Below are 21,464 nucleotides of genomic sequence, written 5' to 3'. Positions count from 1 at the left end.
CCGCAGCCCCCAAAGTCACGCGCCCCCCGTCGCCACAGGCGGACAAAAAATCGCGTGCAGGCGCAGCCTGCTCAATTGGATCACCCCACATTCGAGAGATCCCCGTCGATCTTGCGCGCATAGCCGCGTGGCGTGTACATGCGCGGCCCGGCGCCGAGCTGGGCCAGCTGCGAGTTCGACGAGCCCACAAGCACAACCGTCAGCATATCCACCTCATCCACCTCCAGCGCATCGAGCCGCCGGTAGCGGATCTCCTCCTCGGGTCGACCCAGCGAACTCGCGAGCAGAACAGGCGTATCCGCCGGGCGATGCCGCAACAGGATCTCGCGCGCCTCGGCCAGCAAGGTCCGCCGCGTCTTCGACACCGGGTTGTAGAACGCAATCACGAAATCGCCCTCCGCCGCCGCCTGCAAGCGCCGCAAGATATCCGCCCGCGGAGTCAGTAAGTCCGACAGCGAAATCGCACAGAAATCATGGCCCAAAGGCGCGCCCGCCCGGGCTGCCGCAGCTTGCAATGCGCTCACCCCCGGCGAGCAGACGACCTCAACCCGCCGCGCCGCATCAGAGACACCCTGCGCCTCCGGCCCCCGATCCAAGAGCTCAAAGACCAGCGCACCCATGGCATAGATCCCCGCATCCCCCGAGCAGACCAGTGCCACATTGCGCCCCTCGCCCGCGCGCTCCAGCGCGTAGCGGCAGCGATCCTCTTCCCCACCCAGGGGGAAATCCGACCGCGTCTTGCCCGCCGCGAGCGGCCCCAGCAGATCGATATAGAGGCCATAGCCCACAAGCTCCTCGGCCTCGGCCACGAGCCGGCTCACTTCCGGCGTGCGCCAGGCCGATTGGCCCGGCCCAATCCCGACGACCGAGACCCGCCCCCGCGCCCGGCCCCGCAACTCGGTGATCGGCTCCGGCGCACGCGCCAGGGCACAGGTCGTGGTCGCGGTCTTGCGCTTGGTCTCTACCAGCACGGCCTCACCCCCGGCGGCGGCCAGCGCGGCCCCTTCGGCCACCCCGTGACACCCAACCTCAGCAAAGACCACCTCGGACGGATTGGCGAGACGCGGCGCTTCGGCCTCCAGCTCCGCCGCTGTGAAGACCCGCAAGGGCACGTCCAGCTCTGCTGCCAGCGCATGCATGGCCGGCTCATCTGCCTTGAGATCCAGCGTGTTCACCGAAGCCACTGCCCCGGGCGCAATCCCAGCCTCTGCCAGCATCTCGAAGACCTGCGTGCGCAGCACTTCGGGGGCCGCGTCGCGCGCGCAGCCAACGCCGAGCGCAAAGCGTTGCGGATGGTAGACTAGGCGCGCCGGCCCGCCCGCCAGCCGCGCCTCGGTCACCGCGATCTCGGCGCCCTCGCCCTCAGGCAGATCAAAAAGCGGCTCGCCAACCAGACGTGCCCCGCCCCCGGACAGGAGCCCCGCCATGACCGGTTTCGCATCGCCCGGATTGGCCAGACGGTAGCCCGCAGGCGGCGCATCCAGGGCCACGCCCAGCGCCACATCCCCCGCCGTCGTCACTGCCGAGACACTCCCGAGCAGCGCGGAAAGATCCGCCGCAATCCGGTTCGCCCCGCGATGCCCACCCAAAAGCGGCACCACAACCGAACCATCCTCGGCCACGGCCACCACGGGTGGCTCCGTGGTCTTGTCGGCCAAAAGGGGTGCAACCGCGCGGATCAGGATCCCCGCCGCACAGACCCCGACCACGGGCACACCGGCAGCAAAGAGGTCGCGCACATGGGTCAGCGCATTGTCAAAATGGGCATCCGCTTCGGCCACGCGCCCGGCACGGCCATGAACCACCCAGCCCTGTGCGCCGGCGATCCGATGCGCCATCTCTTCACCCGCGGCTGAAATCGCCACAACAACCGGCGTCACAGCCATGGATCGGCTCCTTTCGTCACCAGAATCATCGAAAAATAGGGGGCGGGATCCGGCGCCTCGGCCAGCGGCAGGGCCTTCTCGGCGGGCAGGGTCGCGCGCTCCAGATAGACCGCGTTCTCCGCCAGCCCGACCGCCTCCAGCACCTGCCGGATCTTCCCCAGATGTCGGCCGACCTTCATGATCACCGCCGTCTCACACTCCGCCAGACGCGCCGTCAACTCGGCCTCGGGCAAGGGCCCCGGCAAGACCGTGAGCCGCTCATTCCGCGCCACCAGAGGTCGGGCTGCCAGCGCCGCGCAAGCGGTCATGGAGGTAACTCCGGGCACAACTTCCACCGGGAACTCCTCCGACAACCGGGCATGGAGATACATGAAGGAGCCATAGAAAAACGGATCCCCTTCGCAGAGACAGACCACATCCTCCCCGGACGAGAGCGCCTCGGCGATCTCGACAGAGGCGCGATCATAGGCCGCCTGCGCCGGGGCCCGCTCGGGGGTCATCGGGACCTCGATCCGGATCTCGCGCGCGTCCTCCGGGATCGCGCTCGCCGCGATCCCGCGCGCGAAGCTCTCTCCCGCGACCAACGCCGGATAGGCCACCACACGCGCGCCCCGGATCAACCGATCGGCCTTCAGCGTCATCAGCTCCGGATCCCCGGGGCCGAGGCCAATTCCATAAAGCGTCCCGCTCATCGCTTGATCAGGCTCCACTGGGTCACAGGCATGAATGGCCGCCAGCCGGTGCGCGGCCCGACGGGCTCGGCCCGGTGCACCGAAAGCTTGGTCAGCTCACCGCCATGGGCCGCGTGCAGCCCGATCAGCTCCTGCTCACTCTCCAGCGTCACGGCGTTCGCCACAAGCCGCCCGAGGGGGCGCAACGCGCCCCAGGCCGCCTCAAACACCTCCGGGCTCAGCCCACCCCCGACGAAGATCGCATCCGGGGCCTCCAGCCCCTCCAGCGCGCCGGGCGCGGTGCCCTCGATCACCTCGAGCTTCGGCACCCCGAGCGCCAGCGCATTGGCCGCCGCCATAGCCCGCCGGTCCGCGCGCGGCTCGATCCCGATGGCGCGGGCATAGCGCGCGCCGCGCATCCACTCGACCGCCACCGACCCGCAGCCCGTGCCGATATCCCACAAAAGCGCCCCGCGCATGGGCATGAGCTTGGCGAGCGTCACTGCCCGCACCTCGCGCTTGGTCATGGTCCCATCATGGACAAAGAGGCCATCCGCCAGCCCCGGCACCCGGGGCAGAAGCGCGCAATCCGGCGCCGCGATGCACTCCACCGCCAAGGTGTTGAAGGGAGGCACCTCGTGATCCCAGCTCTCGGCGACACCGTCAAACCGCGCCTCATCCGGCCCGCCCATGGCCGCGAGCACAGTCATCTTCGACTGACCAAAGCCCCGCTCGGACAGGAACCTCGCGATCTGAGCCGGGGTCTCGGCCCCCGTCGTCAGGATCAGGAGCCGCTGGTCAGGCTGGATGAAGGCGATCATCTGCTCCACCGGGCGACCATGCACGGTGAGCGTCTCCACATCCGCGAGGCTCCAGCCCATCCGGGCGGAGGCCAGTTGAAACGCGGACAGCTGCGGGTGATAGGTGATCTCGCCGGGCGGGATGGCCCGTCCGATCCGCGCGCCGACCGAGAACCACAGGGGGTCGCCCGTCGCCAGCACCACGACCCGCCGCCCGGCCAGGGATTTCAGCGTATCCACGAGCGCATCAAAGGGATGGGGCCAGGCCAGACGCTCGGCGGTGACCGAGGCGGAAAGCTGATGATGCCGCTCGCCGCCGACGATCACTTCGGCAGCCTCAACCACGGCGCGGGTCGCGGGCATGAGCCCGGCCAGCCCGTCCTCGCCAATGCCAACAATATGGAGCCAGGGGGTCGTGCTCATGAAGCGATCTCCGGAAGTCCTGCGGCCAGGGCGTTCACCGCGGCCGAGGCCATGGCCGAGCCGCCGCGACGCCCGCGCAGGGCCACGAAATCGCAGCCGCGCGGGTCGCGCGCCAGTTCCGCCTTGGATTCCGCGGCACCGACAAAGCCCACAGGGAAGCCAAGGATGACTGCGGGGCGCGGGGCGCCGGCATCAATCAGTTCCAGCAGATGGAAGAGGGCCGTGGGCGCATTGCCGATGGCCACCACGGCGCCGTCCAGATGGTCCGCCCAAAGTTCCACCGCCGCCGCAGAGCGTGTGTTGCCGATGTCTTGGGCGCGCCCGGGCACAGACGGGTCATTCAGGGTGACAACCACCGGGTTTTCGGCGGGCAGATAGCGCCGAATGATCCCGGCCCCGACCATCTCGCAATCACAAAGCACAGGCTTTCCGGCCCGGAGCGCGTCATGCCCCGCCGTGAAGGCCTCCGGCGAAAAGACCAGCCGGTCTGCCACCTCGACCATCCCGCAGGCATGGATCAGGCGCGTCGCCAGGCGGTCGAGACCCTGGGGAAACCGCGCGAGATTGGCCTCCGCCTGCACGGTGGCAAAGCTCTGGGCGTAGATCGCGGCGGGGTCTTTCTCATAGGGGCGCATGGGCGGGCGCGACGCTTTCGGTGGGGCCGTGATCTCGGCGGCGGCCTCGGTGACCGCACGGCCCAACAGGGCCTCATAGCCGAGCCCGAGGATCGTCGCCTCGTGGCGCATCACATCGTCGGGCTGCGCCTTGGGTGCATCCAGCATCCCTGCCAACCGACCCGCACCGTCCAGCGCGCAGAGCGCTCGGGCGAGACTTTCCACCTGTACCGCGTCGCGCACTTTGCCGGGCAGGTGCGGGACCTCCACAAGCGAGGGAAACACTTCGGCCAGCACCGGCGCGGTCCCGTCGGCCCAGGGCTCGAACGGCCAGACCCGCGCGCCCAGCGCATGGCGCAGCCCTTCGAGGGCAGCGATCCCGGTCAGGGCCTGCCCGCCAACGGAGCCCACACCCGAAAGCTTCCAGACCTCCTGCGCCGCGCTCGCCTGACCCTCGGCGTGACGCAGCCGCACAGGCAGCGCCTCGCCATAGCCCTCGGGCAGTTTGCGCGGCAGGCCGGGGATGTCCCGCTTCAGACCATTGCCCCAGAAGGGCCCGTCACCGGGGAAAAGCGCATTCAGCGCCGCCGCCGCGTCGAAGCGGTTATTGGCGTTGCTGTCGCCCTCGACCACCTCCTCGGCGATCCGCGCCCAGACCGCCTGCCAATCGCCGGTGCCGCCCAGTTGCGCGGCAAAACCCGCCGGATAGCCGAAGGGAAAATCGAACCCCGCCAGCACGCGGCGCCCGGCGGCCTGTTCGGTCTCGATCAGGGCAGCAAGGCGCGCGACGGCTTCGGCCCGCGTCGCCGGGTTTTCCACAAGGGCAGGCTCACCCGGTCGCGCGAGGGCGAGCCAGATACTGTCCTTGCCGGTCTTGGGCGTGCCATTGGCCGACCAATCGACAACGAGATAAGAACCGAAGATCCGCGTCATCAGCCCGTCGGCTTCGCCGTCTTGCGCGCGCTTTCAGGCCCGTGCGGGTGTTTCGCATGGGGGTAAGGCGCGTGGTGATGATGGTGGTGCCCGTGATCATGTCCGTGACTGTGATCATGGTCGTGGCTATGGGAATGGTCGTGATCGTGGTGATGATCATGCCCATGGTGATGGTGGTGATGCCCGTGATCGCCCTGCATTTCGAGCCGACAGAGTCCGGTGCAGAACGTATCGCAGAGCGTGCAGTCAGCCACATTGGAGCCGGGGGCCGAGGCGCCCTGCCCTTCCACATGGTGGTGATGGCTTTCCTGTACCGCGCCAACCTCGGCCTCGAAGCCCAGAACCTGCGTCCGGTACTTGCAGAGCACGCAAGTGGCCGGTGGCACGGCGCCAAAGGCCGGATGGGTCCGCTCTTCGGCGCTGATCACATGGGACGCGCCATCCTCTAGCGACAGGATCTGCGCGCGATACCCGCATTGCCCGCAATTGGGCGGCGGGGTGTCGGACATCTGCTCCTGCACGCGCTCGGCAAAGGTCTGCAGCACGGCCTCGTGGTCCCGCAGATAAAGCGCTTTGACGAACTGGATCTCCGGATGCTCGGCGGCGACCTGATCTGTGAAACCATAGATCCGGTCGATCAGGATCCCGGTGAAGAGGAAATAGGGCAGCACGAGGATGCGTTTGTAGCCGAGCTTGGCGGCGTGTTGCAGGCAAGGCTCCACCAGCGGGAAGGTCACGCCGGAATAGCCGACCTCGCACCAGCCAAAGCCCAGGCCTTCCTGCAGCATCCGCGCGATCTTGGCGACGTTGCCATTGGCATCCGGATCCGACGCGCCGCGCCCGATCACCACGAGGCAGGTTTCGTGCAGCGGGACCTCGCCATGGGCAGCATTGGCCTCGGCCACAGCCTCCATGGCGCGGGCCCCGGCGGCGGCGATCATCTTGGGATCCACGCCGAGCTCGCGGCCATAAGAGACCGACAGCCCATGCTTGGCCGCATAGGTGTTCAGCACCGTGGGGATGTCGTTCTTGGAGTGCATCGCAGCAAAGAGCATGCCCGGAACAGCCAGGATCCGGTCGCACCCCTTCTCGCGCAGCTTGTCGAGCCCGTCGCGGATGACCGGATTGGCAAATTCGAGATAGCCGTATTCCATCTCCCACCCGGCGGGCAGGTAAACCGGCAGCTTCTCGGCCAGCAGGGCGAATTCATCCACGGCCGCCTGACTGCGCGAGCCATGGCCGCAGATCATGACGCCGATCTTGCCTTCGGGCGGGGTCGGCGCGCTCATGCGGGGGCCTCGGCGCTATCATCCTCGACGGCCTCTTCACTCTCGGTCTCCTCGGATGCGCCTTCGGACTTCCGCCCCTTCAGCGCTCCGTAGATCCCCAGCGCGATGGCCAGCCCGATCGCCGCACCCGCCACCCAGTGGTCATGCCCCGCCAGGCCCGACAAATGCCCGGGATGGGCCCAGAGCGGGCCAGCGCTCAAAGCCAGACAAGCCAAGAGAAAACGGAAGCAGAAGCGGGTCATTGGCGCGGTCCTTGTCCTTCAACATGCCCGTCCAGACCTGGCCCCGCGCGCCCCGCCACAGATCAGCGAAGCGCCCTGACGATCCCTGTCGCGCGCTCCCGAGTTGGGTCAGCCGCAGGCAAGGCAACCATTCTGGCCCGAAACGGGCGTCGTCTCCTCGGGTCATAGCTGTCGCCCCACAAACGCGCAATTGCTTTCGGCGCTGCAGCACGGGCCAAAGCGCCGCGCACCCGCCGGGGACCTGTGCGCCCATGCGGGAGAGGCTCTGCGGCTCTGCGTATTTTCGCAGAGTGCCCGGCCCGCTAGGTTTTGGTCGAGCAAAGCAAAGGGAAGGCGCAATGGGACAGCTTGTCGACGGCAAATGGCACGACGTCTGGTATGACACCAAGAGCACGGGCGGCAAATTCGTCCGCTCCACGGCAGGCTTTCGCAACTGGATCACCGCCGATGGCAGCGCGGGCCCCTCGGGCAAGGGCGGCTTTCCGGCCGAAAGCGGGCGCTATCATCTCTATGTCTCACTCGCCTGTCCCTGGGCCCATCGCACGCTGATTTTCCGCGAACTCAAAGGGCTCGCGCCGCATATCGACGTCTCGGTCGTGCATCCTGATATGCTCTCCGATGGCTGGACCTTCGAGACCGATAATGACGGGGCCACGGGCGACAAGCTCTATGGTCTGCCCTTTGCGCGTGACCTCTATGTCAAGGCCGACCCGCAGGTCTCGGGCCGCGTGACGGTGCCGATCCTCTGGGACAAGGCGAGCAAGACCATCGTCTCCAATGAAAGCTCCGAGATCATCCGGATGTTCAACACAGCCTTCAACGGGCTGACCGGCGATACGCAGGATTTCTATCCCGAGGCCCTGCGATCGGAGATCGATGCGGTGAATGACCGGATCTATTCAGACATCAATAATGGCGTCTACAAATCCGGCTTCGCCACGAGCCAAGCGGCCTATGACGAGGCGGTCACCACGTTGTTCGATGCGCTCGATTGGGTCGAAGAGCGGCTGAGCCACCGGCGCTATCTGGCCGGGGACCAGATCACCGAGGCCGATTGGCGGCTCTTCACGACGCTGGTGCGGTTCGATCCGGTCTATCACCTGCATTTCAAATGCAATCGCCGCCGGATCATCGATTACCCCCATCTCTGGGCCTATACGCGCGAGCTCTACCAGTGGCCGGGCGTCGCCGAGACGGTGAATTTCGCCCATATCGTGCGCCACTATCATTACAGCCACGAGAGCATCAATCCGCACCGGATCATCCCGATCAATCCCGAGATCGACTGGATGGCCCCCCATGGGCGCGAGCGTCTGCTCGCTGCCTGAGGCCGCGCGTTCGGCTGCTTTTCAGCAAGGATCAGTGGGTGGCGTAGTGCTCCACCATCGCCGTCAGGTCTTCGGGCGGGGTGTCTTCGGGCATCATCGCCCGGGCGTTTGAAACGTGGTTGAAAATCGACCCGTCGCTGAAAAATTGCGAGTTGTTGACGAAGATCACCTGGGTATCAGGGCGGCGATAGCTGGCGTAATCGGCAATGGCCAAAGCGCTGCCCTCCGCAAGGGTCAGCGAGAGCAAAACCACATCCACCGGATGTTCGCTCAGATGCCGCACAGCGTCTTCCTGCGCCGACACACAGTCGACACGGGCGCCGCCGCGCTTGAGATGTGAAGCCCAAATACCGGCAAGACCCGCCTGGCCATGGACGATCAAAACGCGCATTTTACCCCCTTGGCGATTCTGGACGGCAGGGCCGCCGGGCTCGCACTGCGGGCAAGCTAGCCGATAAGTCTGCCGGATCGGTAATACTTTTTGACCCCATCTTCAAAATTTGAATGGATCGGCGGTTTTTCACTCATGGTTTACCACTGGGGAAACCAATCTGCCGTCTTGCTTTGCAGGTCGGGGTTGGGTCACCCCAGATCGCATCGCCGATTGAACCCCGGCGCGAAATGCGGGACATGACGGGGAACGCGCCATCGCCACGGACCAAGGACGAGCCATGACCAGCTGGATCACTATCTGCGACACTTGCAAACGCGCCGATTGGGAAGATCGCGGGATCGAAACCACGGATGGCGAAGTGCTCGCCGACCTGATCGAGGCTGCAGCGAAAGGCACCGCTGAGGTCCGGACCCGGCGGCATTCCTGCCTCATGGGCTGCAAGGCTGGATGCAATGTGACGATCCAGGGAGCCGGCAAGCTGGCCTATACGCTGGGGGATTTCGAGGCGGGAGCCGAAGCGGCAGAGGCCATCGTGGACTATGCCGCGCTCCATGCGGCGTCGGAGACCGGACAGGTGCCCTACCGGACCTGGCCGCAAGGGGTGAAGGGGCATTTCGTGACCCGCCACCTGCCCCTGCCCGCGGATGAGGCCGAGGATCAGACCCCATGACCCGGCCCCCGCCCCGCGACCATGGCGGCGGGATCGAAGCGGCGCGCGCCCGCTGGGGCGGCGCGCCGGATGCCTGGCTGGATCTGTCGACCGGGATCAACCCGGTGCCCTATCCTGTGGGCGCGTTCTCTCCATCCGACTGGACCGCCCTGCCCGACCGGCCCGCCTTTGAGGCCCTGATCGCGGCGGCCCGCACCTTCTGGCAGGTCCCCGACGGGGCCGAGATCCTGCCCGCCCCCGGCGCCTCGGCCCTGATCGCGAGCCTGCCCGGGCTGCACAGCCCGGGTCGCGTCGCCATCCCGGGCCCGACCTATAACGAGCATGGGGCCGCCTTCGCCGCCCATGGCTGGGAGGTCACGCAGGATCCGCTTGATACGACCGGCCTGCAGGCGCGCGTGGTCGTGCATCCCAACAATCCCGATGGGCGGGCATGGCGCGGGGACGAGATCCCCGCGGATGACGCGCTCACGGTGATCGATGAGAGCTTTTGCGACGTGATGCCCGAGGCGAGCCTGATCGCCCGGGCCGTGCGGCCCGGGACCCTTGTGCTCAAGAGCTTTGGCAAGTTCTGGGGGCTCGCCGGGCTGCGGCTGGGCTTTGCGATCGGCCATCCCGACACACTGGCCCCGCTGCGCGAGCGGATCGGACCCTGGGCGGTCTCTGGCCCGGCCCTGCGGATTGGTGAGACGGCGCTCTCGGACCATGGCTGGGCCGATGCGACCCGCGCTCGCCTATCCCAGGACGCGAACCGGCTCGACCGGCTGACCATGGGCGCGGGCTGGCGCGTTCTGGGGGGCACGCCGCTCTTTCGGCTCTATGACACGCCCTCGGCGGAGGCTGCGCAGGACCGGCTCGGCGCCTGTCACATCCTCGCCCGCCGCTTCCCCTATTCCGACACATGGCTGCGGCTCGGCCTGCCCGGCAGCTCAGAGGGTTGGGTGCGGTTGGAGAAGGCCCTGTCATGACGGAACATGCCGCGATCCTGCTGGTGGCGCTCCTGCTCGATGCGGCGTTCGGCGAGCCGGATTGGCTCTGGTCGCGACTGCCGCATCCGGCGGTGCTCATGGGGCGGCTCATCGGCGGGGCGGATGCACGGCTGAACACCGGCAAGGACGGCCGGTTCCGGGGCGTGCTGGTGATGGTGACCCTGGGCCTCGGCGCGCTGGCGCTCGGGCTCGCGCTGGCCAGCCTCGGCTGGATCGTCGAGGCGATACTCGCCGCGATCCTGCTGGCCCATCGCAGCCTCGTGGAGCACGTGCGCGCCGTCGCCACGGGCCTGCAGGCGGGCCTGCCCCAGGGCCGCACCGCCGTCGCGATGATCGTAGGGCGGGACACCGCCACGCTCGACGCGCCCGGGGTGGCCCGCGCCGCCATCGAATCCGGGGCCGAGAACTTCTCGGACGGGGTGCTGGCCCCGGCCTTCTGGTTCCTGGTCGGCGGGCTCCCGGGGCTGATGCTCTACAAGATCACCAACACCGCCGACAGCATGATCGGCTACCGCACCCCACGCCACGCGGAATTCGGCTGGGCCGCCGCGCGCTTTGACGACCTGCTGAACTGGGTGCCTGCGCGGCTAAGCGCGCTCGTCATCCTCGTGGCCGCAGGCCGCCCGCAGGACTGGCCGCTGATCGCCCGGGACGCCCCCTTGCACCGCTCGCCCAATGCCGGCTGGCCCGAAGCGGCCATGGCCGTTGCCCTCGGCACCGCGCTGGCCGGGCCGCGCAGCTATGAGGGCGAGATGCGCGATTTCCCTTTCGTCCATCCCGAGGGCAGCCGCAGCCCGGGCCCCGAGACCATCGAGGCCGCATGCCGCGCGCTCTGGCGAGCCTGGGGCCTGACCATGGCGCTGGTGGCGATCCTCGCCGTGGTCTGATCCGCGCTCTGCGTTAACCCTTGGGCGCTTGCGGTCGGGCACGAGCCTGCTACCGTCGCCGCGACCAGCCTGAGGGGAGCCCCATGCGCCAGACCATCCTGCCGATCCTGATCTCGCTCGCTCTAACGGGAACCGCCGCAGCCCAATGCGGTGGCAGCTTTTCGAGCTTTGTCTCCGGGCTGAAGGCCGAGGCGCAGGCAAAGGGCCACAGCAAAGCCACCGTCGACGCCTTCTTTCGCACCGCCGCCCAGGACAGCCGGACCCTGCGCGCGGACCGGGCCCAGGGCGTGTTCAAGATGCCCTTCACCGAGTTCGCCCGGCGGGTGATCAGCCAGAACCGCATGGATAATGGCCGCCGCAATGCCGAGCGCTTCGACGCGGTCTTCGATCAGGCCGAAGCGCGCTTCGGCGTCCAGCGCGGGGTTCTTCTGGCCCTCTGGGCGCTGGAGACCGATTACGGCGCGGTGCAGGGCGATTTCAACACGCTGAACTCGCTGGTCACCCTCGCCCATGACTGCCGCCGTCCCGAGCTTTTCCGCCCGCAGGTCTTCGCCGCGCTGGAGCTCTATGAGGCGGGCGATTTCGACCCGGCCCGCACCACAGGCGCCTGGGCCGGAGAGATCGGCATGGTCCAGATGCTGCCCGAGGATATCCTCACCAAGGGGATCGACGGCGATGGCGACGGCCATGTCTACCTCAAGACCTCGGCCCCCGATGCGCTGCTGAGCGGGTCGAACATGCTGAGCGGGCTGGGTTGGCGCAAGGGCGAGCCTTGGCTGCAGGAGGTTTCGGTCCCCGATACCCTGAACTGGGCAGAAACGGGCCTCACCCACCGCAAATCCGGGCGCGACTGGGCGCGGATGGGGGTGACCCCGCGCTGGGGCGAGATCCAGAGTGGGCTCAAGGCCGCGCTGATCCTGCCCCAGGGGCGCAAAGGCCCGGCCTTTCTCGCTTATCCGAATTTCGATGTGTTCTTCGAATGGAACCAGAGCTTCGTCTATGTCACCACGGCGGCCTATTTCGCCACACGCCTCTCCGGGGCACCGGTCTTTGACGCGGGCGCCCCGGAGCCCGGCCTCAATGACGCGCAAATGAAGCAGCTGCAGACCCGGCTGCAGGCCAGGGGCCATGACGTCGGCAAGATCGACGGGATCCTCGGGGCCCGCACCCGCGCCGCCGTGCAGGCCGAGCAGCAGCGTCTGGGCCTGCCCGCCGATGCCTGGCCGACTGCGGCGCTTCTGTCGAAGCTCTAGGGCCGGATCGGGAAACGCAGCCCGTCCGTGGTCAGCAGGATGAAGCGCTCGCCATTCTGGACGTAGCGGTCGCAGCGAGAGAACCCGTTGATAAAATCGATGCAGACGAGCCCGTCCTCGGCGATCTCGAATTGGCCATAGGCCGTGCCGCCCTGATCATAGGTATAAGAGTAGCGCCCATCGGTCTCGAACCGGGAAATCCCGTTGTCGTAAAACTGGATTTGCTGGCCTACGAGCCGCTCGGTCAGGGCTGCTTGCGCCAAGGCCTCGTCCCCGTCGCGCACAGCCCATTCTTGGGCGGTCGCCGGAAGGGCGAGGAAAATCAGTCCAAGTGTCAGGTATCGCATGGGGCCTCCGAGTGCTGTGCCTGGATGGTAGCCCGGTCTTGGCGAAGTCTCCCGTCACAATTCGGTCAGGGCCGTGCGCAGGACCGCCTCCGGAGGTGTCATCCCGCGATTTGCCCGGCCAAGCCGCGCCCGATGTTGTTCCGGGATCAGCCCCTCGATAGCCTGCGGCCATGGATATCTTCGGCAAGGCCCTTCTGGGGTATTACAACGGGCAAACGGACACGCCGCTCAAGGTGCTGCGGGACGATGGCTGGACGGATGAGCACAGCCCGGCCCTCTATTTTCAGGAGGAGCCCTTCGCGTTCGAAGCCCCCGCCCTGCGGCTGATCGACGGGCCGACTCTGGATCTCGGCTGTGGCGCGGGCCGCCACCTGAGATGGCTCGGCGCGCATGGCCACGCGGCCTTCGGTCTGGACAGCTCGGACGGCGCTTTGGCGGTGTGCCGGGCGCAGGGGCTGACCGGAGTCGGCGCCTTCGATGCCCTGTCGGACCAATCGCCGGAGCTGCCGTTTGTGCCGGCACATATCACGCTCTTTGGGAACAATATCGGGATCGGAGGCTCCTTCGAGGGCAGCGCAACCCTCTTGCACCGCTTGCGGGAGATCTGCGCAGAGGACGGCCAGCTCCTGCTGACCGGCATCAATGTGCGGGGGACCGACAATCCCCGTCACCTCGCCTATCATGCGCGCAACCTGGACGAGGGTCGACGGCGCGGTGAGCTGAAACTCCGCCTCTCCTATGAGGGCGAGATCGGCCCCGAATTCGGCTGGTTCCACCCCGAACCCCACGAGATCGAGGAGCTCGCTGCGCTGTCAGGATGGACGGTCATCCGCCTCGAACCCGAGGGCGGGTTTTTCTGGGCGAGCCTGCGGGCCCGTTAAGGACCTCCCCCGGCCACAACCCGGCTGACAGCTCCCAAAGTGGACAGAAGCGCTTACGTCACATCGATTGCAACCGCACGGGCGTGATACCCAAAGACCATCTTTGGTTGCCGGGTTTGTTTTGATTGGAGTGCAGGATGCGATGGCACGCGGCGCGATCCTTGATCGCCTTTCTCACCTTGGTCGGATGCACGGTCCCCCCGGTCGACCCCACATTCATCAGCTCCGTCCCCGCGGACCCGCAAAGCTTTGCGGTTGCGCAAAAGGCGGTCAGGGCGTGTTCTGAGCCCCTCAACAAAGAGCGCGTCCTCAAAAACTTTCAACGCGCCGGGTTCACCGTCTCCCAATACCCGGTTGCCTCGAGATTCGGAGGAACAGCAACGCGCATTGATGTTTCAGCACCAGATCCCGCCGTGTCCGTGCTCTACCAATCGGGGACGTGTTATGTCGGCCTCGAGAGCATGACCCCGAGCCAGTCTGCGCAATTGGCAGAGATCTGGGTGAACGCCCATGACGCCCGCCCGAATTCCGAATTCGGAGACGGCCTGTCTGACCATGTCTCCGGAGCGTGGCGGCACTTCTTTACGGAACCGGCGCGCGTGCCCAGCAAGGCCGCCTATTATCACCGGATCTACATCGCGTCCTACAAGACATGGCCGCATGGAGCCTATGATCCGCAAAGCAGCTTTGCCTACGACATCTCTGGTGTGTTCCCGGACAAACCCGGCGCGGCGGTGGAACTGAACCATGCGTTCGAGTGTAAACCGGACTACGCACTCCGTCCAAACAGCGGTGTTTTTCTTCTTCCGTGCTCCGGTCCAGACTACCGGCCAAACTGACCGGCAGAGTTCAAGCCCGGGCTGACCCCGACGCGCACATGCTATGCGACCAGCGTTTCCGCCTTGCGCAGGTCCACTGAGACGAGCTGGCTGACCCCCTGCTCGCCCATGGTCACCCCAAAGAGCCGATCCATCCGCGCCATGGTCACCGCGTGGTGGGTGATGATCAGGAAGCGCGTTTCCGTGCGCCGGGTCATCTCGTCCAGCAGGTCGCAGAAGCGCGTGACATTTGCGTCGTCGAGCGGCGCGTCGACCTCGTCGAGCACGCAAATCGGCGCCGGGTTGGCGAGGAAGACCGCAAAGATCAGCGCGAGCGCCGTGAGGGTCTGCTCCCCGCCCGAGAGCAGGCTGAGCGTGCTCAGGCGTTTGCCCGGGGGCTGGCACATGATCTCGAGCCCGGCTTCAAGCGGGTCGTCGGATTCCACCAGCACCAGCTTGGCCTCCCCGCCGCCAAAGAGGTGGGTGAAGAGCATTGAGAAGTTCTCGTTCACCTGTTCGAACGCCGTCAGAAGCCGCTCGCGCCCCTCCTTGTTCAGGCTGGAGATGCCCGTGCGCAGCTTGCCGATCGCGCCTTCCAGATCGCCCTTCTCCGAGATCAGCGTCTGGTATTCCTCGTCGACGGCTTTGGCGTCTTCCTCAGCCCGCAGGTTCACGGCCCCCATGGCGTCGCGCTGACGCTTGAGACGGTTGACCTCGGCTTCAATGGCCTCGGCAGCGGGCATGCCATCGGCATCGACCTTGAGCGTATCGAGGAGCTGTTGCGGCGTGACCTCCAGCGCCTCCTGGATCCGTTCGGCAGCCAGGGCCACGGTCTCGGCAGCGGCCTCCGCCCGGGCCTCGGAGGCCGCCCGGGCCTCCCGCGCCTCGGAGGCGGCACGCTCCGCATCCCGCTCCGCCTGCTCGGCCTTGCGGGCAGCACCCTCGGCGGTGCTCAGGGCATCGGCGGCGGCGGCTTTGCGCGCCTCGGCCCGCGAGATCTCATGGGCCAGCGCCTCGCGCTTGGCGGCGATCTCCCCCGGGGCGGCGGTGGCTGTTTTCAACTCCGCACGGCTGTTCTCAAGCCGCCCCTCCAGTTCGGCCTTATGGGCCTCGGCGGTCTCCAGCCGGTGGCGCCAGCCACTGATCTGCTGGGTGATTTCCTGACTGCGGCGGGTGCGCGCCTCACCTTCACGGCGCAGCTCGTCATGGGCGGAGCGTTTGGCGAGCATGGTCATCCGCGCTGCGTCCACGGTGACGCGGATCGCCTCGACCTGCGCGCGCGCGGCTTCCAGATCGCCGAGCCCGGCTTGCGCGGCCTGCGCCTCGGACAGGGCCTTGCGTGCCTCGAGCACCTCGTCGCGGTAGCGCGCGACCGAACCCGAGAGCGTCTCGAGCTTGCCCGCCATGATATTCTTGTCGGCCTCGGCCCGGCTCAGGGCACGGCTCGCCTCGCCCAAGCTGCGCTCGGCCGCTTTGCGCGCTTCGCGGGCCGTCCGGTCGGCGTCGGCAGCAGCGCGCAGATCCGCTTGCAGGGCCTCATGGCTGGCCCGCGCGGTGCTCGCCTGCGCCTCCGCCCGTTCAAGATCAGACTTCAGCGCGGACAGACGGTTGATCTGCTGCAACCGGGCTGCGGCGGCCGAGGGCGCGTCCTCGGCGCGGGCCGCCAGACCGTCCCAGCGCCAGAGATCGCCCTCCCGCGACACGAGGCGCTGACCCGGGCGCAAAGCGGGCTGCAACCGCGCGCCCTCGGACCGATCCACGAGCCCCACCTGCGCCATGCGGCGCGCCAAAACGCCCGGGACCGTGACATGCTCGGCCAGAGGCGTCGCGCCATCGGGCAAAGTGGCCGCGCTGTCATAGCCCGGCAGGAGGTGCCAGCCCGAGCGGTCGCCCTCGACCTCAGGTGCTTTCAGATCATCGGCCAATGCGGCCCCGAGTGCGGCCTCAAAGCCCGGCGCGGCGGTCACCGCATCCAGCACCTGTCCGCCCTCGGCCCGGTCGCGCGCCACGAGTTTCTCCAAGGCACCCACCTCGGCCCGCAGAGCGGTCGCTTCGCCCTCGGCCTCGGAGCGGGCGGCGCGGGCATCGGCTTCCTCGCCCTGCACAGCACTACGACGCGCCTCGGCCTCGGTGAGAGCCGCCTCGGCCGCCTCGGTTTCGGACTGGGCCGCCGTCTGCGCCGTACCAGCCTCGGCAAACCGGGCCTCTGCCTGGGTCAGACCCGCCTGCGCCTCCGAAAGGGCCGTGTCGGCCTTGGCAGCCTGCTCCTGCGCGCGGGCCTCGGTGCGCGTCGCCTCCTGCAAGAGGCGCTGGGTCGATTGGTGCCGGGCCGCAAGACGCGCCACATCCTCGGTCATCTCCGACTGCGTCGTCTCGCGATCGGTCAGGACCTCGCCCGCCGCCCGCGCAGCCTCCGCCGCCTCGGCAAGCTTCTCGTCATGACCCTCGGTGGCCTTGGCGATCTGGCCCTGCTCCCATTCGAGCTTGTCGATGGTCTCGCCCGCATCCTTGTTGAGCTCCGCCTCCCGGGCAATATCCGCCTCGAGCGTGGTGATCCGCCCGGTCAGGGTGTCGATCGCGTCCCGGGCGCGCGTCTCCTGATCCGCCAGCGTGTCCCGCTGCACATGGAGGCGCTGGACCACGGCCCCGGCAATTGCCTCCTCCTCGCGCAGAGGCGGCAGGGCTTCATCGGCCTTGACGCGGGCCTGTCCCGCCTGCCGCGCGGCGGTCTCGGCTGCACCCGCCTCGGTGGTGCGGGTGGTCAGGGCCTGCACCGCGATGAGCCGCGCCTCATCCGCCTCGCGCCAGCGCCGATAGAGCAGTAGCCCTTCGGCCTGCCGCAGTTGCGTGCCGATCTCGCGATACCGCGCGGCCTGCTTGGCTTGCCGCGCGAGGGTCGAGAGCTGCGCCGCGAGCGCCTCCAGCACGTCATCGACCCGGTCGAGATTGGTCTCCGCGCCCTTGAGCTTCAGCTCGGCCTCATGCCGTCGCTGGTAAAGGCCGGAGATCCCAGCTGCCTCCTCGAGAATCCGGCGGCGCGCCTTGGGCTTGGCGTTGATCAGCTCGGAGATCTGGCCCTGCCGCACCAGTGCCGGAGAATGAGCCCCGGTGGAGGCATCGGCAAAGAGCATCTGCACATCGCGCGCCCGCACATCCTTGCCATTGGTCTTGTAGGCCGAGCCCACATCCCGGGTGATCCGGCGGATGATCTCGAGCTGGTCCGTGTCGTTGAACCCCGCAGGCGCGCGGCGGTCGGAATTGTCCATGATCAGCGCCACTTCGGCGAAGTTCCGGGCCGGACGGCTGGCGGCCCCGGCAAAGATCACATCCTCCATCCCGCCGCCACGCATGGCGGTGGGCCGGTTCTCCCCCATCACCCAGCGCAGAGCCTCGAGCAGGTTCGACTTGCCACAGCCATTCGGCCCGACCACGCCGGTCAGCCCGTCCCCGATGATGAGATCGGTCGGGTCCACAAAGCTTTTGAAGCCATTCAGGCGCAGTCGGTTGAACCGCATCGGTGTTCTCCGGACATGATTCTTCAACCTCCGAGGGTCACGACCCACGGGCCATGAGTCAATCCCGCCACCAAATATCGTCGTGGATAAGTCGAAATCCGCGATATATTGCGGTGCCTTCAAGATGATCCGCGCCCCCTGCGGCACCCCCGCGCGCATTCGGATCTTGACGCCCCGCGCATCCCGCGCGCACAAACGCCGGGCATGGTTCCCCGTGCCAGCGCCAAGCGCCCGGGGGATCAAATGGGAATGTGGAACGGCCCGATCCAACCCGGAGGGCCCAAGCCTCAGCCGCCCCCGCGACTGTATGCGGAGAGGGTCACCGACACGCCACTGGAGCAGGCGCTCTGGGAAGGCCGGTGCCACCCATCGACCCGCGAGCCAGGAGACCAGCCATGCAGACTGCAACCGTTCCTGTCGGGTGTGACAGGTTAAGGAGACTGACATGCATATCGAACCCGGCGTCGTAAACGGCGCCAAACTTGCCCTGAGCTACGCCACCGCCGCAGGCGCAGGCGTCTGGACGGCGAAACTGGCCTGGGAGACGCTGAAAACCACGCGCATTCCCGGATTTGCCGCCCGTGTTGCGGCCTCGACCCTGGCCGTTTTCTTCTTCTTTGAAGTGCTGCCGAAATTCCCGGTCGGGGTTTCGGAAGTGCATTTCATCCTGGGCTCGACGCTCTTCCTGCTCTTTGGCGCGGCGCCGGCGGCGCTGGGTCTGATGCTCGGGCTGCTGGCCCAGGGGATGCTTTTCGCCCCTGCAGATCTGCCGCAATACTTCATGAACGTGACGACCCTGCTGGTGCCGCTCTTTGCGATCAGTGCCCTTGCGAAACGGATCATCGCGCCGGGCACGCCCTATGTGGATCTGAGCTATGTGCAGGCACTCAAGCTATCGACCACCTATCAGGCGGGCGTCGTGGCCTGGGTCGGGTTCTGGGCGCTCTATGGCTCGGGCTTTGGCGCCGAGAACCTCGCGGCGATCGCGAGCTTTGGGGCCGCCTATATGCTGGTGATCCTGATCGAGCCCCTTGCGGATCTTGCCGTGCTGGCCGCGGCCAAGGCCGGGCGCGACATCTCTCGCTCGGCGCTCTTCCACCCGCATCTGCATGACGGGCACAGCGCCTGAGCCTTTCCTTTGCCCGGATCGCCGCGCGGTCCGGGCCCTTTCATCACAGCCGCAGCGCGCCCGCGCCTTCGGCCCCTCACATGGCTCCGCCCCCGTCCGGGCGGAGCGCGCATTTCAGACCGGAGTGTCCCATGCCAGCCAAGATCCCTGCGACCGTCGTCACCGGCTTTCTCGGTGCCGGAAAGACGACCTTGATCCGCCACATGCTCGCCAATGCCGAGGGCAAGCGGATCGCGCTCATCATCAACGAGTTCGGCGATCTGGGCGTCGATGGGGATATCCTCAAGGGCTGCGGGGACGAGACCTGCACCGAAGACGACATCATGGAGCTGAGCAATGGTTGCATCTGCTGCACCGTGGCCGATGACTTCATCCCGACCATGGAGGCGTTGCTCGCCCGTGAGACGCCCCCGGATCACATCGTGATCGAGACCTCGGGGCTGGCCCTGCCACAACCGCTGGTCCGCGCCTTCAACTGGCCGGGCATTTCGACCAAGGTGACCGTGGATGGCGTGGTGACCGTGGTCGATGGCAAGGCCGTGACAGAGGGGCGTTTTGCCCACTCCGTCGATGCGGTGGATGCCCAGCGCAAGCTGGACGAGAACCTTGATCACGAGACCCCGCTCTCGGAACTTTTCGAGGATCAGGTGGCCTGCGCGGATATGCTTGTGGTGAACAAGTCCGACCTGCTGAGCCCGGCGGAAGCCGAGGCCCTGACCGGCAAGCTGAAATCCGAAGCCCGCGCCGGGGTACAGGTGGTCAGCGCGACCCAGGGCGCCCTGCCCGTGGATGTCCTGCTGGGCCAGGGGATCGGAGCCGAGGCGGATCTGGACGCGCGAAGCGAGGTGCATCACCACCATCACCACGCGGACGACCACCCTCACGACCATGACGACCACTCGCACGACCATGATCATCAACAAGACCATGATCACGCGCATCATCACCACCATGACCACGACCATGATGCCTTCACCTCTTTCGTGGTCACCCTGCCCGAGATCACCGACCCCGCGGCCTTCGCCGCCCATGTCACAAGCGTGATCGAGGCCCATGACATCCTGCGTCTCAAAGGCTTTGCCGCCGTGGCGGGCAAGCCCATGCGCCTGACCCTGCAAGCGGTAGGCCCTCGGATCGACACCTATTTCGACCGCCCCCTCGGCGCATCCGAAGCGCGCGAGACCCGTCTCGTGGTAATCGGTCAGGCCGGGCTTGATCAGGCCGCGATCGACGCGGCCCTACGGGCATGAGTGTCACCGTCACGCCGGGCGATCCGCTCAGCCCCGAGGCGCGCGCGCTGCTCGGGGCGAGTGCCGCCATGATGATGGACCGCTATCCGGCAGAGGTGAATTACAGCATGGCCCCCGAGGATCTCGACGATCCCCGGATCCAGTTCTTTCTGGCCATGTCGGGCGGTCAGGCCATCGGCTGCGCGGCCCTCGCGACGCGCGATGGCTATGGCGAGATCAAGTCCATGTTCGTTGCCCCCGAGGCGCGCGGGCTCGGCGCTGGCGCAGCCCTAATGCAAGCGCTGGAGGCCTTTGCCCGGGAAAAGGGCCTCCCGATCCTGCGGCTCGAAACCGGTCCCGACCTGATCTCCGCCTGCGCCTTGTACGAGCGGGAGGGATTCGCGATCCGTGGACCGTTCGGCGATTACCTCGACGATCCCCTGAGTCGCTTCTACGAAAAGCCGCTCCGAGCTTGATCCGACGCAGGTTTCGGCGCGAATTTTAGCCAATTTCCCGCCGGATCGCTCTTTGTCGCAGCGTAAAGCTGGATTTGATCCTCGCCTTTCGCGCCACAAGCAGTCATACTTTGGTCGAGGGGTATGGGTCCGTCCGCGGACCCGGAGTTATGAGCATATGCCACGCGAGATCCGGATTTACCGGACAACCCCGTTTGATCCTCTGGCGCAGACCCTGCTGATCCCGCCGAAGTCGCGGACCCGTCCGGATATGTCCGACGTGACCGGACCCAACGGCTATTTCTACCTTGCAGCCCGGGATGAGGTCGGCCTCGGCTGCATCGCCCTGCGCAACATGGGCAGTTTCGGTCTGGTCAGCGCCTTTCGCTTTGTCGCCGCCGAGGCGCCGGGCAGCCTGCCCGATATCCTGATCGAACAGGTCGAAACGCTGGCGCGCAGCCTGCGCCTGCGGGTCCTGCGGGCCTGGGTCGATCGGATGCACCCGGTCCAAGCCGAAGCGCTGCGGCGCAACCGTTACGAGGCCAGCTCCGAAGAGCTCGGGAATGATGAGTTGGTCCTCTATGAGCGGGAGCTGACCCGCAGCCCCCAACGCCCGGCCGAGATCGTCCTGAAAGGGCCACCGATTTTCTCCAAGGGCTAGAGGCGCGACCATTGCCCGGCTGAGGCAGGCTTGATAGACCCGCCGCTGCACTT

General features: G+C 67.1%; 20 protein-coding genes and 1 riboswitch. Of the genes, 11 read left to right on the top strand and 9 right to left on the bottom strand.

Features of this window, described 5'->3' with window-relative positions; genetic code table 11:
• Positions 1–80: 80 nt before the first annotated feature.
• The 6 genes from cobJ to ACP153_RS15970 all read right to left on the bottom strand — a co-directional run bounded on the left by cobJ (position 81) and on the right by ACP153_RS15970 (position 6,858).
• The gene (gene cobJ, locus ACP153_RS15995) at positions 81–1,886 is read right to left on the bottom strand and encodes a precorrin-3B C(17)-methyltransferase (protein WP_424972015.1); all 1,806 of its coding nucleotides are present in this window, start codon (positions 1,884–1,886) and stop codon (positions 81–83) included.
• Complete coding sequence (gene cobI / locus ACP153_RS15990) at positions 1,877–2,578, bottom strand: precorrin-2 C(20)-methyltransferase (protein WP_424972014.1); 702 nt, start codon at positions 2,576–2,578, stop codon at positions 1,877–1,879. Before cobI ends, cobJ begins: the two co-directional genes overlap by 10 nt.
• On the bottom strand, positions 2,575–3,780 hold the full coding sequence (cbiE, locus tag ACP153_RS15985; protein WP_424972013.1) for a precorrin-6y C5,15-methyltransferase (decarboxylating) subunit CbiE: 1,206 nt from the start codon (positions 3,778–3,780) through the stop codon (positions 2,575–2,577). The genes cobI and cbiE overlap by 4 nt, the downstream gene beginning before the upstream one ends.
• Positions 3,777–4,415 carry a precorrin-8X methylmutase gene (locus ACP153_RS15980; RefSeq protein WP_424972057.1) on the bottom strand — a complete coding sequence of 213 codons (639 nt, stop codon included), beginning with the start codon at positions 4,413–4,415 and terminating at the stop codon, positions 3,777–3,779. Before ACP153_RS15980 ends, cbiE begins: the two co-directional genes overlap by 4 nt.
• A 911-nt stretch (positions 4,416–5,326) precedes the next feature.
• Positions 5,327–6,616 carry a sirohydrochlorin chelatase gene (locus tag ACP153_RS15975; protein WP_424972012.1) on the bottom strand — a complete coding sequence of 430 codons (1,290 nt, stop codon included), beginning with the start codon at positions 6,614–6,616 and terminating at the stop codon, positions 5,327–5,329.
• Positions 6,613–6,858: a DUF6732 family protein gene (locus ACP153_RS15970; protein WP_424972011.1), complete on the bottom strand. Its 246-nt coding sequence runs from the start codon at positions 6,856–6,858 to the stop codon at positions 6,613–6,615. Before ACP153_RS15970 ends, ACP153_RS15975 begins: the two co-directional genes overlap by 4 nt.
• A gap of 338 nt (positions 6,859–7,196) precedes the next feature.
• Here ACP153_RS15970 and ACP153_RS15965 point away from each other — a divergent pair, with 338 nt between their 5' ends.
• Entirely contained in the window at positions 7,197–8,186 is a 990-nt protein-coding gene (locus ACP153_RS15965; RefSeq protein WP_424972010.1) for a glutathione S-transferase family protein, read from the top strand.
• A 31-nt stretch (positions 8,187–8,217) separates the two neighbouring features.
• Here ACP153_RS15965 and ACP153_RS15960 read toward each other — a convergent pair whose 3' ends face one another.
• Positions 8,218–8,577, bottom strand: coding sequence for a hypothetical protein (locus ACP153_RS15960; protein WP_424972009.1), 360 nt, complete (start codon positions 8,575–8,577; stop codon positions 8,218–8,220).
• Positions 8,578–8,857: 280 nt separating this feature from the next.
• On the opposite strand from ACP153_RS15960, the gene ACP153_RS15955 reads away from it, so the two are divergent.
• The 4 genes from ACP153_RS15955 (at position 8,858) to ACP153_RS15940 (ending at position 12,376) form a co-directional block, all read left to right on the top strand.
• Positions 8,858–9,250, top strand: coding sequence for a DUF1636 family protein (locus ACP153_RS15955; protein ID WP_424972008.1), 393 nt, complete (start codon positions 8,858–8,860; stop codon positions 9,248–9,250).
• Complete coding sequence (locus tag ACP153_RS15950; protein WP_424972007.1) at positions 9,247–10,215, top strand: threonine-phosphate decarboxylase; 969 nt, start codon at positions 9,247–9,249, stop codon at positions 10,213–10,215. The genes ACP153_RS15955 and ACP153_RS15950 overlap by 4 nt, the downstream gene beginning before the upstream one ends.
• Positions 10,212–11,123 (top strand): adenosylcobinamide-phosphate synthase CbiB, encoded by a 912-nt coding sequence (gene cbiB / locus ACP153_RS15945; protein WP_424972006.1) that lies wholly within the window; start codon positions 10,212–10,214, stop codon positions 11,121–11,123. The genes ACP153_RS15950 and cbiB overlap by 4 nt, the downstream gene beginning before the upstream one ends.
• An 83-nt stretch (positions 11,124–11,206) precedes the next feature.
• A complete protein-coding gene (locus tag ACP153_RS15940; RefSeq protein ID WP_424972005.1) occupies positions 11,207–12,376 on the top strand; it encodes a lytic murein transglycosylase in 1,170 nt (389 codons plus the stop codon).
• Here the strand turns inward: ACP153_RS15940 and ACP153_RS15935 are convergent.
• Positions 12,373–12,723 carry a hypothetical protein gene (locus ACP153_RS15935; RefSeq protein ID WP_424972004.1) on the bottom strand — a complete coding sequence of 117 codons (351 nt, stop codon included), beginning with the start codon at positions 12,721–12,723 and terminating at the stop codon, positions 12,373–12,375. The two genes, ACP153_RS15940 and ACP153_RS15935, sit on opposite strands and share 4 nt — an antisense overlap.
• 170 nt (positions 12,724–12,893) lie before the next feature.
• Between ACP153_RS15935 and ACP153_RS15930 the strand changes: the two genes are divergently transcribed.
• Positions 12,894–13,604 carry a methyltransferase domain-containing protein gene (locus ACP153_RS15930; RefSeq protein WP_424972003.1) on the top strand — a complete coding sequence of 237 codons (711 nt, stop codon included), beginning with the start codon at positions 12,894–12,896 and terminating at the stop codon, positions 13,602–13,604.
• Positions 13,605–13,765: 161 nt separating this feature from the next.
• The gene (locus tag ACP153_RS15925; RefSeq protein ID WP_424972002.1) at positions 13,766–14,443 is read left to right on the top strand and encodes a hypothetical protein; all 678 of its coding nucleotides are present in this window, start codon (positions 13,766–13,768) and stop codon (positions 14,441–14,443) included.
• 41 nt (positions 14,444–14,484) lie between these two features.
• Here ACP153_RS15925 and smc read toward each other — a convergent pair whose 3' ends face one another.
• Positions 14,485–17,937, bottom strand: a complete 3,453-nt coding sequence (gene smc / locus ACP153_RS15920) for a chromosome segregation protein SMC (RefSeq protein ID WP_424972001.1) — start codon at positions 17,935–17,937, stop codon at positions 14,485–14,487.
• A 188-nt stretch (positions 17,938–18,125) separates the two neighbouring features.
• A riboswitch (cobalamin riboswitch) is annotated at positions 18,126–18,349 on the top strand.
• Positions 18,350–18,382: 33 nt separating this feature from the next.
• Here smc and ACP153_RS15915 point away from each other — a divergent pair.
• The 4 genes from ACP153_RS15915 to ACP153_RS15900 all read left to right on the top strand — a co-directional run bounded on the left by ACP153_RS15915 (position 18,383) and on the right by ACP153_RS15900 (position 21,411).
• Positions 18,383–19,066, top strand: a complete 684-nt coding sequence (locus ACP153_RS15915) for an energy-coupling factor ABC transporter permease (RefSeq protein WP_424972000.1) — start codon at positions 18,383–18,385, stop codon at positions 19,064–19,066.
• 131 nt (positions 19,067–19,197) lie between these two features.
• Positions 19,198–20,316 carry a cobalamin biosynthesis protein CobW gene (gene cobW, locus ACP153_RS15910; protein WP_424971999.1) on the top strand — a complete coding sequence of 373 codons (1,119 nt, stop codon included), beginning with the start codon at positions 19,198–19,200 and terminating at the stop codon, positions 20,314–20,316.
• Positions 20,313–20,771: a GNAT family N-acetyltransferase gene (locus ACP153_RS15905; RefSeq protein WP_424971998.1), complete on the top strand. Its 459-nt coding sequence runs from the start codon at positions 20,313–20,315 to the stop codon at positions 20,769–20,771. The genes cobW and ACP153_RS15905 overlap by 4 nt, the downstream gene beginning before the upstream one ends.
• 157 nt (positions 20,772–20,928) lie before the next feature.
• Complete coding sequence (locus ACP153_RS15900) at positions 20,929–21,411, top strand: hypothetical protein (RefSeq protein WP_424971997.1); 483 nt, start codon at positions 20,929–20,931, stop codon at positions 21,409–21,411.
• Positions 21,412–21,464 lie beyond the last annotated feature (53 nt).

Origin of the sequence: Dinoroseobacter sp. S76, from assembly GCF_049801095.1 — a bacterium.
In the GTDB taxonomy this organism is placed as follows: Bacteria; Pseudomonadota; Alphaproteobacteria; order Rhodobacterales; family Rhodobacteraceae; genus Dinoroseobacter.
This window is presented reverse-complemented; position numbering and strand designations above follow the sequence as displayed.